Annotated in this window: 9 protein-coding genes and 1 tRNA gene; 8 read left to right on the forward strand and 2 right to left on the reverse strand. The window is 66.6% G+C overall.

The window, feature by feature from the left end; all coding sequences use genetic code 11:
• Positions 1-32: 32 nt before the first annotated feature.
• A complete protein-coding gene (locus tag L284_RS30360) occupies positions 33-980 on the reverse strand; it encodes a complex I NDUFA9 subunit family protein (protein ID WP_031341633.1) in 948 nt (315 codons plus the stop codon).
• Positions 981-1,238: 258 nt separating this feature from the next.
• On the opposite strand from L284_RS30360, the gene L284_RS30365 reads away from it, so the two are divergent.
• Both L284_RS30365 and L284_RS30370 read left to right on the forward strand, forming a co-directional pair.
• A tRNA-Leu gene (locus tag L284_RS30365) sits at positions 1,239-1,325 on the forward strand.
• A gap of 158 nt (positions 1,326-1,483) precedes the next feature.
• The gene (locus L284_RS30370) at positions 1,484-3,730 is read left to right on the forward strand and encodes an FdhF/YdeP family oxidoreductase (protein ID WP_021233080.1); all 2,247 of its coding nucleotides are present in this window, start codon (positions 1,484-1,486) and stop codon (positions 3,728-3,730) included.
• 627 nt (positions 3,731-4,357) lie between these two features.
• Here the strand turns inward: L284_RS30370 and galE are convergent.
• Entirely contained in the window at positions 4,358-5,362 is a 1,005-nt protein-coding gene (gene galE, locus L284_RS30375) for a UDP-glucose 4-epimerase GalE (protein ID WP_021233081.1), read from the reverse strand.
• Positions 5,363-5,921: 559 nt separating this feature from the next.
• Here galE and L284_RS30380 point away from each other — a divergent pair.
• From L284_RS30380 to L284_RS46810, 6 genes are all read left to right on the forward strand, one after another.
• Complete coding sequence (locus L284_RS30380; protein WP_081673916.1) at positions 5,922-6,575, forward strand: polysaccharide biosynthesis/export family protein; 654 nt, start codon at positions 5,922-5,924, stop codon at positions 6,573-6,575.
• A gap of 180 nt (positions 6,576-6,755) precedes the next feature.
• Positions 6,756-7,799, forward strand: coding sequence for a glycosyltransferase family 4 protein (locus L284_RS30385; RefSeq protein WP_160172099.1), 1,044 nt, complete (start codon positions 6,756-6,758; stop codon positions 7,797-7,799).
• On the forward strand, positions 7,796-9,172 hold the full coding sequence (locus tag L284_RS30390) for a hypothetical protein (protein WP_021233084.1): 1,377 nt from the start codon (positions 7,796-7,798) through the stop codon (positions 9,170-9,172). Before L284_RS30385 ends, L284_RS30390 begins: the two co-directional genes overlap by 4 nt.
• 26 nt (positions 9,173-9,198) lie before the next feature.
• Positions 9,199-10,491 carry a glycosyltransferase family 4 protein gene (locus L284_RS30395; RefSeq protein WP_160172100.1) on the forward strand — a complete coding sequence of 431 codons (1,293 nt, stop codon included), beginning with the start codon at positions 9,199-9,201 and terminating at the stop codon, positions 10,489-10,491.
• The gene (locus tag L284_RS46805) at positions 10,481-11,029 is read left to right on the forward strand and encodes a serine O-acetyltransferase (RefSeq protein WP_021233086.1); all 549 of its coding nucleotides are present in this window, start codon (positions 10,481-10,483) and stop codon (positions 11,027-11,029) included. Before L284_RS30395 ends, L284_RS46805 begins: the two co-directional genes overlap by 11 nt.
• Positions 11,026-11,496 carry a serine O-acetyltransferase gene (locus L284_RS46810; RefSeq protein WP_021233087.1) on the forward strand — a complete coding sequence of 157 codons (471 nt, stop codon included), beginning with the start codon at positions 11,026-11,028 and terminating at the stop codon, positions 11,494-11,496. The genes L284_RS46805 and L284_RS46810 overlap by 4 nt, the downstream gene beginning before the upstream one ends.
• The last annotated feature ends 8 nt before the right edge of the window (positions 11,497-11,504 follow it).

An 11,504-nucleotide genomic window follows, 5' to 3' on the forward strand; every position in this document is an offset into this window, starting at 1 on the left:
CCCTTTTCATGAGTAGGGTTGTCGCGGCGAAATCAGGCCGCGGCTTTGGTGCCGAAGCGGCCGTGATTGCGGAACGGCGTCATCCAGCGGTCCAGGAACAGTTCCAGCGGGCGCGGGGAGATGCCGAGGTCGCCCAGACCCGGCAAGGTCCCGCTCGCGACATTGCCGGCTTTGAGCAGCTTGAGCTGGTCGGCGCTGATCGGCGTGCCGGGCAGGGCGGCCACGAGCCCGGCCATACCGTCCGAGAGTTCCGCGAAGCTGCGCTTGCGGCATGCGGCTTCGGCGATACGCTTGTTCAGGTCGATCATCGACACGACTTCGGGACCGGCCAGTTCGAACGTCTTGCCGCCATGGAGTTCCGGCGCGCAGACCGCTTCGGCCACGGCCAAGGCGACATCGTCCACGAAGACCGGCTGGAGCCGGGCCTGCGGGGCGAAGACCGGCAGGACCGGCAGGCGCGAGACGAGGTTGCCGAACATCATGACGAAGTTGTCGTCCGGCCCGAACATGACGGAAGGGCGAAGGATCGTGGCGCTTGGGAAAGCGTTCAGCACGGTCTTCTCGCCTTCGGCCTTGGTGCGGGCATAGGCGACGCCCGACGAAGCGTCGGCACCGATGGCGGAGATGTGTACGAAGGCCTTCGCGCCGGCTGCCTTGGCGGCGGCGGCGATGCGGCCCGCGCCTTCGCCCTGCACCGCGTCCAGGTTGCCGGTGAAGGCGCCCACTACGTTCACCACGGCGTCCGATCCGGCGAGCACAGCCGCCAGCGATTCGGGCTTGGTGACATCGACACCAGCGAACTGCACCTGACCCAGGCTGCCGAGGAGCTTCAGCGCGTAGGCCTTCTTGGGACGGCGGCTGGCAATGCGCAGGCGTGCGCCGCGCGTCAGCAGTTCCTGGGCAACGTGCTTGCCGACGAAGCCGCTGCCGCCCAGCAGCGTGACGATCTTGCCGTAAAGAGGGTCGGAGGCTTGGCTCATGATCAGAACGGTTCCTTCAGCGTGGCGCAGGCGCGGCTGAAGGAAGGAAAAGCCGCCTGCGCCGGTTTCGCGCATGATAAGCGCCCTTGGCACAAGGCCGGTTCCCGAGCAACCGGCCGAAGCCCCACAACTGGGATTTCGCCTTTTTTCGCGTGATTTGAAAAAAGTTCGAGAACGGGCGTTGACAAGAATCAGGCTGCCGCTTAGAGGCGCCCTCCTACCCGGCGAGGACGGCAACAACGGCCCCCTCGCTTCCGTGCCCAGATGGCGGAATTGGTAGACGCACCAGCTTCAGGTGCTGGCGCTCGCAAGGGCGTGGAGGTTCGAGTCCTCTTCTGGGCACCATTCTCAACTCGGTTGAGAATACGTAAGGGGTCGCCGATAGGCGGCCCCTTAGTCGTATCTGCGCCTTTCGCTGCGGTGAGCTGTCGTGTCGATGATCTGACGGCCCTTGTTCCTGCGCACATTCGTCGTCTATGCGACGGGCGACGAAAGGACAGGTCATGGCCGAATCTCACGCCGCCGACGGCAATCTCGAAGGCATCAGCGACTACAAGGGCCCGGCGGGCGGTTGGGGAGCTTTGGGCGCCGTGGCGCGCACCGTGCGCGAGCAGATGAAGGCCAGCCCGGATACCCGGGCGCTGCTCCAGATGAACCAGCCGGACGGGTTCGACTGCCCCGGCTGCGCCTGGCCCGATCCCAAGCACACCTCCTCCTTCGAATTCTGCGAGAACGGCGCCAAGGCCGTGACCTGGGAAGCGACCGTCAAGCGCGTCGATCCCGAATTCTTCGCGAAGCACACCGTCAGCGAACTGTGGACCTGGAGCGACCACCGGCTGGAAGATGCCGGGCGCCTCACCGAGCCGCTGCGCTACGATCCCGAGACCGACCATTTCGTGCCGATCAGCTGGGACGAGGCCTTTGCCCGCGCCGGTGCGGTGCTGCGCGAACTGGACGATCCCCACGCCTGCGAATTCTATTGCTCGGGCCGCGCCTCCAACGAGGCGGCGTTCCTCTACCAGCTTTTCGCGCGGGAGTTCGGCACCAACAACTTCCCCGACTGCTCGAACATGTGCCACGAGGCGACGAGCGTGGGGCTGCCCAAGTCGATCGGCGTCGGCAAGGGCACAGTGACGCTGGAAGACTTCGACCTGGCCGACGCCATCTTCTGCATCGGCCACAATCCCGGCACCAACCACCCGCGCATGCTCTCCACGCTTGCCGCCGCGTCCAAGCGGGGCGTGCCGATCGTGGTCGCCAATCCCATGCGCGAGCGCGGGCTCGAGCGCTTCAAGTCGCCGCAGCACCCCACCGAAATGCTCTCTCCCAATGCGACGCCGCTGGCCTCCGCCTACCACCAGGTGCGCATTGGCGGCGACATGGCGATGCTGAAGGGCATCATGAAGCTGGTGGTCGAAGCCGATGCGCTGGATCATGCCTTCATCGCCGAGCACACCCAGGGGATCGAAGCGCTCAAGGCCGATCTCGAGGCGACTTCGTGGGACTGGATCGAGACGACCTCCGGCCTGACGCGCGACGCCATCGAGACGATGGCCGAAGTTTACATGAATGCCGAGAGGGTGATCGTCTGTTATGGCATGGGCATCACCCAGCACCGCCACGGCACGCAGAACGTGCAGTCGATCGCCAACCTGCTGCTGCTGCGCGGCAACTTCGGCAAGCCCGGCGCCGGCATCTGCCCCTTGCGCGGCCATAGCAACGTGCAGGGCGACCGCACCGTCGGCATCACCGAGATCCCGACCGAGCAGATGCTGGAACGGCTGGATGCCACTTACGGCATCACCTCGCCGCGCGAGCATGGGCACAATGCCGTCGAGGCGCTGGAGGCGATGCGGGACGGGCGCTCGAAGGCGCTGATCGGACTCGGCGGCAACCTCGCGGTCGCCATGCCCGATCCGGAAGCCTGCTTCGCCGCCGTGCGCAAGCTGGATCTCTCGGTGAACATCCTCACCAAGTTCAACCGCACCTGCCTGCTCACCGCGAAGGAGACGCTGGTGCTGCCCTGCCTTGGCCGCACCGAACTGGACGAGCAGGCCACGGGCGCGCAGTTCGTGACCGTGGAGGACAGCATGTCCATGGTCCATGCCTCGCGCGGGAAGCTCAAGTCGCCGGGGCCGCTGGTGCGCTCGGAGCCAGCGATCGTTGCAGGGCTTGCCAAGGCGGCCATGCCGCGCAGCCTGGTCGACTGGGACGCGATGGTGGCCGACTACGACCGGATCCGTGAGGGGATCGAGCAGGTCTATCCCGACTTCCACGATTTCAACCGCCGCGTCCGCGAGCCGGGCGGGTTCCGCCTGACCATCGCGCCGGACAACCGCGTCTGGAACACGCCCAGCGGCAAGGCGCAGTTCATCGCCCATCCGGTGGAGGCGGCGGAAGGCCCGAGACCGCTGCTGCTCACCACGATCCGCAGCCACGACCAATACAACACCACGATTTACAGCCTGGACGATCGCTATCGCGGCGTGACCGGCCGCCGCGACGTGATCTTCGCCAACGAGGTCGATCTCGACATGCTGGGCCTGGCGCATGGCGATGTCGTGGATGTGACCACCAGGGCCGGGCGTGCGCTCAAGGGTTTCACGGTGGTGAAACACGCCATCGCGCGCGGCTCGCTGGCGGCCTATTATCCCGAGGCTAATTGCCTGGTGCCGCTGGAGGACTTCGATCCGGTGAGCGGGACGCCGGCGTACAAGTCGATCCCGGTAGAGATCGTCCGCGCAGCCTGATTCCTTCGCGAAAGGGGGAAGGGGGCCATGCGAAGCATGGTGGAGGGGCACCTGCTGACGGCATGACGTCGCAGGCCGGCGCTGTAGCCGAGGGCGCCCTCCATCAGTGCCTCTTCCCCAAGGGGCAGGAATGTCATCGCAGCGATGCCGGCATCGTCCGAGACCGGAACGGTTCGTGAGTGCGAGGCCGCTATAGGCAAGTTTGCGGGGCGGGCTCGGAAGAAAGGGACACGACTCTTCCGAACCCGCTCCGCGTCCCTGACGCACGGCACGAAGCCGGGCGGCAAGGACGGTCACCTCGTGGCCTGCCCGGCATCCGCGTTACGGTGCCCGGAAGGCGTTGTAGCTTCGCGTGGGATCCGCAGCGCCTTGGCGGCGGCGACGTACCCCAGCGGTTCGTCGGGCCGAGTACCATCGATTTGTGTCAGTATCGGGTCCGGCTTCGAGCGCTTCAGCGCACGATATGGGTGCGGTTCGGACGCAGAAAAGGGCCGGAGCGATCACGTGACCTGTCGCTGGACGGACTTGGCCTTTTTGCAGCCGGCAGCGACATGCGACGCGCATCGCTTGTGAGGACGGCAGGGGGCTTCCAGATGCTGCCGTCCGAAACGCCCCCTATCGCACCGATTACGCTGGCCGTAGTTCGCTCAGCCGCCGTTCCCAGGCGAGCGCGTGTTCGACGATCGTACCGAGATCGGCGTATCGTGGCTGCCACGGAAGCGTCGCCTTGATCCGGCGATTGTCAGAAATCAGCGAATCGGGATCCCCGGCGCGGCGGCCTTGCAGGCGGCGGTCGATCGTGCGGTTGGTGACGCGGTCCACGGCATCCAGCACTTCGAGCACCGAGAAACCCTGGCCGTAGCCGCAGTTCATCGTCAGCGATTCCGTCGGCTCGGCGATCAGGTGTTCGAGCGCCAGGACATGCGCATCGGCGAGGTCCGACACATGGATGTAGTCGCGAACGCCGGTGCCGTCAGGTGTGCCGAAATCCGTGCCGAACACCCCGACGTGCTCGCGCTTGCCCAGCGCCGCTTCCACAGCGACCTTGATGAGATGGGTGGCGCCCGCCGTCGACTGGCCGGTGCGCGCCTGGGGGTCCGCGCCCGCGACGTTGAAGTAGCGCAGCGCGCAGTAGTTGATGGGGTGCGCACGGGACACGTCGCCCAGCATGATCTCGGTCATCAGCTTGGACATGCCGTAAGGATTGATCGGCTGCTTGGGACTGTCTTCGGTGACGGGAGACACTTCGGGAATGCCGTAAGTCGCAGCCGTGGAGCTGAAGATGAAGTGCGGCACGTCGGCCGCCACGGCCGCGTCGATCAGGGCCCGGCTCTTGGCGGTGTTGTTGTGATAGTACTTGAGCGGGTTCTCGACCGATTCCGGCACGATGATCGACCCGGCGAAGTGCATCACCGCCTTGATCCCCTGTTCGCGGAAGATGCGCGCGAGCAGGGCGGCGTCCTCGATGTCGCCTTCGTAAAGGGGCACGTCTTCGGGAAGGGCGAAGCGGAAGCCGGTGGTCAGATTGTCGATCACCGCAACCGGCCAACCGGCATCCTTGAGGGCGAGCACGGCATGGCTGCCGATATAACCGGCGCCGCCGGTAACGAGAACGGGTATCTTGGCTATCATGGTCTCGCTTTGCTGAACGACGATCTGAACTGCATGGATATTTCGATGACGTGTTGGACGGCCGGCGCCACCGACGCAAGAGGGCGGCGGGGCGCAAGTCGCCGTGACGGATCGAGAGATATGCACCGTGCTGCAGTGCGTCAAAGGAAAGAGCGTCCATTGCCGTGCTATCCTTTCGGGTGGAGTAACCAATCCCAAAGGGAGCGAGGAACCGCTGAATACTGCCTTCCTCTCGTACTGTACGGTTTGGCACCAGTTGAACGCCAGATGAACGGCTCTCCAGGGTCGATGATGACCTCTGTAGTCGCAGGCGGATTCGCCAGCGGATGGGCGGTAACTCCCCTTTCCAGCCTTCCTCTATTTCGCACTTGCGAGAGAGATTTGCGACGTGACGTTTTAGGATTGGGTTTCGCCGTTTAGGAGCACGGCTCAGACCCTTGCACCGCTTTGCGCAGCCGATTACCCGAATAGGCGATTGACAATGGCCTTATGGAGACGACCGTAAGTGCGCTGCACGAAGAAACAATCCGGGCTCGCTGTCCTCCTTTATGGCACTTTAATGTCGGGGTGCACCTCCACGATGACCTCCAACCCGGATGTCCCCGTGGGGCAGGCCGCCTATCAGACGATTCCGGCCACCGTTCCGGCTCCGAGTGTCTACGCGATCGCGCCGAAGGACGTTCTCCAGGTCCGCGTCTTCGGCGAACCGGACCTGTCGGTGGAGAAGGCGCGGGTGGACGAGGCGGGCTTCATCCAGCTTCCACTGGCCGGCCAGGTAAAGGCCGCGGGCCGCAGTGCACCGGAAGTCACGGGCGAAATCGCCGGCATTCTTGGCCGCAAGTACCTGAAAGATCCGCAAGTCGTCGTTTCGGTGGATGAAGCTGCGCCCCGCTTCGTCTCGGTCGAAGGCGAAGTAAAGGTGCCGGGTGTCTACGAGATGACCAGCAACACCACTCTGCTCGGTGCCCTGGCGCGGGCGCAAAGCCCGCTCGTTACGGCGAAGCTGGACCAAGTGGTGATCTTCAGGACGATCAATGGCCAGCGCATGGCCGCACGCTTCGACCTGAAGGACATCCGCGGCGGCGTCAGTCCGGATCCGATCATCATGGACGGCGACGTCGTCGTGGTCGGCTTCTCGAAGATCAAGGGCCTATGGCAGGACTTCCTGAGAACGGCGCCGATCTTCAACGCCTTCGCGGTCTTCGCACGCTGACCCATCGAGCGCCGGGCGTCAGGACTGCTCGTCCGATGCCGAGAGCGCAAGCGATCGGTGAAAGGATAACCGATGATGAATCCTGCAAGTGCCGGAACCGATCCTATGAACTACAGAGTCGCTTTCCTGTCGCCCGTGCCCTTCTTTAAAGGAGGAGCGGAGCGATCGTTGTTCGACCTGATGGCTAATCCGAAGGTGGATCCGCTGCTGATCGTTCCAGCGGAAGGGCCCGTTTCGGAACAGGCCGCCAGCCGCGGCATCCCGGTGGAAGTCGTCGATTTCGGTCAGGTCGCGGCGATCCGCAGGCCGGTGCGCCCGGCAAGCGTCGGTGCAGCGGTAAGCGACTGGTTCGGTGCGGCGCGCAGGCTCATGGCGGTCACGAAGCGGCACGGGGCGGATATCGTCCACAGCAACGGCCTGAAAGCGCACTGCATCGCCGGGCTCGCCCGCAAGCTAGGCGGCAAGGCCTGCGTCTTTCATGTCCGCGATATCGCCGTGCGCGGGTCGGAGCGCCTGATCTGGAAAGGTCTTGCCCGATCCTCCGACCATACCGTGCTCGTCAGCCGTGCCTGCTGGCCGGGCGAGATGCTGCCGGAGAACGTCTCGGTGGTGTTCAACGGGGTCAAACGCGACCACGAGCCCCGGACATTCCGCGCGCCCGGCGCGGACGCGTCGCTGACCGTCGGTATCTGCGGCCGCATCCATCCCTTTAAAGGCCACCACGTCGCGCTCGACTGGCTCGGTGCGGCGCATCGGCGGGGCCTCAAGATCACGCTGCTGGTGCGCGGAGAGGCGGAGGCGGAAGATCGGGCCTACCTCGAAAGCCTGAAGCATCAGGCCGAGGCGCTGGGTCTCAAGGATCACGTCCGCTTCGAAGGCCGCTTCGAAGGTCTGGCGGCGATCTACAACGGGCTCGATGCCGTGCTCGTCCCCTCGGAGACACCCGATCCGCTCCCTCGTTCGGTGATGGAGGCCATGTCGATGGGCCTGCCGGTGGTGGGCTATCCGGCGGGCGGCATCGTCGAGATGATCGACCACCGCGAGAACGGCTGGCTGGCAGGCGATGCGGAGGCTTTCTGCGCCGCCATGGAGGAAATCTCCACCCTGGGGCCGATGCTGGTCGAACTTCAGAAGTCCGCCGCTCGCACGGTGGCCGAGCGCTTCGGCATGGAGCGCATGCATCGGCAGGTGAACGAGGTCTATTCGGCGGTGCTGGCGCGGTGATCGACTGGCGGCGGAGCAGGGGCGGGCTCGGCTCGGCGCGCCGCCGCGCAAGGCGTGCGCGCCTGCGCAACGGCGTGCTGGCGGGTGTGCTGCTGCTCTGCCCCGGCGCCCTGCTTGCCGCCCTGCTGCTCCAGCCCGCCGCCGTTCGCTCCGAAAGCCATGTCGCGGCGCCTGTCAGGGAGGTGGTGGGCATCGCCGGGAACAACCTCACGCCCGCCGACCTCGACCGAGCGGCGGGCCTCGGCCTGCATGTCGTGCGCAGCGATTTCAGCTGGGCGAGTACCGAGCGCAAGGCCGGCACTTACGACTTCGGCACCTATCTGGAATTTGCGCGGCAGGTTCACGCCCGCGGAATGCGGCCGCTGTTCATCCTAGACTATGGCAACCCGGTCCACACGCCGTTCACCAAGATCCAGTGGCGCGGCCGCGACGAGCGGCGCACCTCGCCGCCGGTCGCACCGGACCAGATCAAGGCCTATAGCGCCTGGGCCGCTGCCGCTGCCAAGGCGTTCGCCGCTTACGATCCGATCTGGGAGGTCTGGAACGAGCCTGACCACCCCCGGTTCTGGCCGCCCAAACCGGACGCTGCCGCTTATGGCCGCATGGCGCTGGCCGCCTGCCAGGCGATCCGCGCCGCCGACCGTTCCGCCGAAGTCTACGGCCCCGCCGCTTCCAAATGGGTGGACGGTGCATTTTTGACCGCCCTGGCGGGTTCGAAGGCCGTGACATGCTTCAGCCGGATCAGCGTCCACCCTTACCAGATGACCGGCGACGCGAGCCGCGACGCCGCGCTCTGGGATGGCCTGCGCCGTCGGATCGCCGCGGGCGGGCAAGTCAAGGCGCCCCGAATCGCCAATTCCGAGTGGGGCCGTCCGGTCGTCGGCCGCGTCGACGGCCAGGCGCAGGCGCGCTACCTCGTCCGCACGCTGGTCTCCGCGCTGGCGGCGGGTGTGGCGCCGAACGTCTGGTATTCGTGGAAGGACGCCGGAACCGACCCCGGCAACGATCAGCACCACTTCGGCCTGCTGCGGCCGAACGGCACGCCCAAGCCGTCCTACTTTGCCCTGCAGACGCTGCTGAAAGAGCTGGGCGCGATGCGCTACGCCTGCCCTGTCCAGCGCGCCGGAGTGGAAGGCGCGATCTTCTCGGGAGCGGACGGCGCCAAAGCGCTGGTCTGGGCCAAGGCAGGTGCGGCCCTGCTCGAACCTGCTAAGCTGGTGCCTTCCGGCTGGAAGCTCGCGGGGCTGGTGGACATGACCGGAAAAGCGCTTCCCGGCGGCGACCAGCGGCTCGGCAACGCGCCCGTCTATTTGCGCTTGCGCCCCGCCGATGCCGGCGCGCGACCGGCGCCGACCTGCCCTCGACCCGCATGAGCGACATGAGCATGGCCAGTATCAGCATGACCAGTATCAGCATGACAGGCCGCAACGGAGACAGCACGTCCATGACGTCCCGACGAATTCTCTTCATCATCCGCTCGTACCGGCCCGACCAGGTGGGCGGCGGCGCCAAGTCCGTGCAGACCTTGGCAGAGGGCTTGGTCGAGCGCGGCCATGACGTCCACATCCTGCGCCTCGCCCCGCGCGGAGAGGAAGCCGCGACCTTGCGCGCAGGCATGGAGGCCGGGGTTACCGGGCCCGGCAAGCCGACGCTCCACGTCCTGCCGATCCGCAACATCTACTGGCCTTACGACAAGCGCCGCCGCTCCCCGGCGATGAAGGCGGTGTGGCATACGCTGGACCTCTGGAACTTCCGCGCCGCGCGCGACGTGCGGCAGATGCTGGACATCATCCGCCCCGACGTGGTCAACACCAGCATCATCGACGGCTTCTCCACCGCGATCCTGCGCGAGGCCAAGCGCAGCGGCGCGCGGCTGATCCACACCATGCGCGACTACTACCTGATCTGCAGCCGCTCGGGCATGTACCGCGCGGGCGAGAACTGCACCTCGCTCTGTTCGGGCTGCAAGGTGGTGGCCGGCGTCAACCGCCGTCAGACGCGCAATGTCGACATGTTCCTGTCCAACAGCGCCTTCGTGGCTGAGACCCATCGCCGCCACGGCGCCTTCGGGGACGACAAGCCCTGCGCGGTGCAGTGGAACGTCAATGACCGTCCGCTGGTGCCGGAGCCGAGAGCACTGGCCGACGGCGCGCCGATGGTGTTCGGCTATATCGGCCGCCTTGCCCCGACCAAGGGCGTGGAGAAGCTGATCGAGGCGGTCCGTCAACTGCCGCAGGGCGGCCGTCCCTGGACGCTGGTGATCGCGGGCGACGGCGAACCCGGCTATGTCGAGGGGCTCAAGGCGCAGGCGGCGGGCGATCCGCGTGTGAAGTTCCTGGGCTGGCAGGCGGCGGAAGACTTCTACGGCGCGGTCGACGTGGTGATCTGCCCCTCGGTCTACAACGAGCCGCTGCCCCGCGTGATCTACGAGGCCTATGGCTTCGCCCTGCCGGTCGTGGCCTCGCGCGTCGGTGGCAATCCTGAAGTCGTGACCCCCGGCGAGACCGGCGAGCTTTACGACGGCGAGGATGCTGCCGAACTGGCCGAGAAGATCCAGCATTTCCGCACGCTCCCGGCCGAGACTTACGCGCATTACAGCGCGGGCGCGCTCGACATGGGCGGCGTCTTCACCTCGGGCGCGGTGATCGATCGCTACGAGAGCCATCTGGAGAAGCTGTTCGATGCGGCCTGAGCGCGAGATGGCCGTGACTTTCGGGGAGACGCCGCCCGTTTCCTCCGTGGCGGCGAGCCTGCCGGTGGGGCGCCTGCCGGTCGGGCGTTTCAGCCCCAGCAGCGGCGTGCTGCGCGCCTGGCAGCGGATGAGCGGCCTCTGGGCCTCGGGACCGGGGGGGCGACTGCTCGCGCGGGCGATCCGGGGGCATATCCGCCGCGCCTACGGCTGCTACATCGCGCCGACGACGAAAGTGGGCGAGGCGGTCTACCTGCCGCATCCGGTGGGCGTGGTGATCGGCGACAATGCCGTGATCGCGGACGGCGTGACGATCTACCAGAACGTCACCATCGGCCAGGACGGTGCGGCCGGGTGCTGCCCGCGCATCGGCGCCGGGGCGACGATCTTCGCGGGCGCCACCGTGATCGGCGATATCGATATCGGCGCAGGCGCGGTGATCGGCGCCAATGCCGTGGTCAAGACTTCGGTTCCGGCCGGACATATCGCCGTGGGCGTTCCCGCGCGCATTCTGCCGCCCTCGCGGAGGGTCGCGCCATGAGCGCCGCGCGCGCGATGGAAGGCGCGGGCCTGGTCTCGCTGTGGCAGCGCATGTGCCGCCTGCACCGGCGTGGCGGGGCGAGCCGGGCACTGGCGAACGTGATCCGGCGCTACATCCACTGGCGCTACGCCTGCCACATCTCCCCGCTCTCGCGCCCGGCGGGCTGGATCAACCTGCCCCATCCGGTGGGCATCGTGATCGGCCACAATGTCGAGATCGGCGAGAACGCCACGATCTACCAGAACGTCACCCTGGGCCAGTCCGGGCGTGAGGAAGGCTATCCGGTGATCGGCGCGGACGCGGTGATTTATGCCGGGGCCGTGGTCGTCGGGCCGCTGCGCATCGGCCGGGCCAGCCGGATCGGCGCCAATTCGGTGGTCCTGAGCGACGTGCCGGAAGGCGCCACTTCGGTAGGCGCCCCGGCGCGGATCGTGACGCCCCGGCGCAAGGACCGTCTGGCCGGATGAAACTCGCC

The organism is Novosphingobium lindaniclasticum LE124 (assembly GCF_000445125.1).
GTDB lineage: Bacteria > Pseudomonadota > Alphaproteobacteria > Sphingomonadales > Sphingomonadaceae > Novosphingobium > Novosphingobium lindaniclasticum.

Coding starts and splice junctions, on each gene's coding strand:
- galE (WP_021233081.1), bottom strand. CDS start 5,362: ATGATAGCCAAGATACCCGTTCTCGTTACCGGCGGCGCCGGTTATATC.
- L284_RS30360 (WP_031341633.1), bottom strand. CDS start 980: ATGAGCCAAGCCTCCGACCCTCTTTACGGCAAGATCGTCACGCTGCTG.
- L284_RS30395 (WP_160172100.1), top strand. CDS start 9,199: ATGACCAGTATCAGCATGACAGGCCGCAACGGAGACAGCACGTCCATG.
- L284_RS46805 (WP_021233086.1), top strand. CDS start 10,481: ATGCGGCCTGAGCGCGAGATGGCCGTGACTTTCGGGGAGACGCCGCCC.
- L284_RS46810 (WP_021233087.1), top strand. CDS start 11,026: ATGAGCGCCGCGCGCGCGATGGAAGGCGCGGGCCTGGTCTCGCTGTGG.
- L284_RS30385 (WP_160172099.1), top strand. CDS start 6,756: ATGGCTAATCCGAAGGTGGATCCGCTGCTGATCGTTCCAGCGGAAGGG.
- L284_RS30380 (WP_081673916.1), top strand. CDS start 5,922: ATGTCGGGGTGCACCTCCACGATGACCTCCAACCCGGATGTCCCCGTG.
- L284_RS30370 (WP_021233080.1), top strand. CDS start 1,484: ATGGCCGAATCTCACGCCGCCGACGGCAATCTCGAAGGCATCAGCGAC.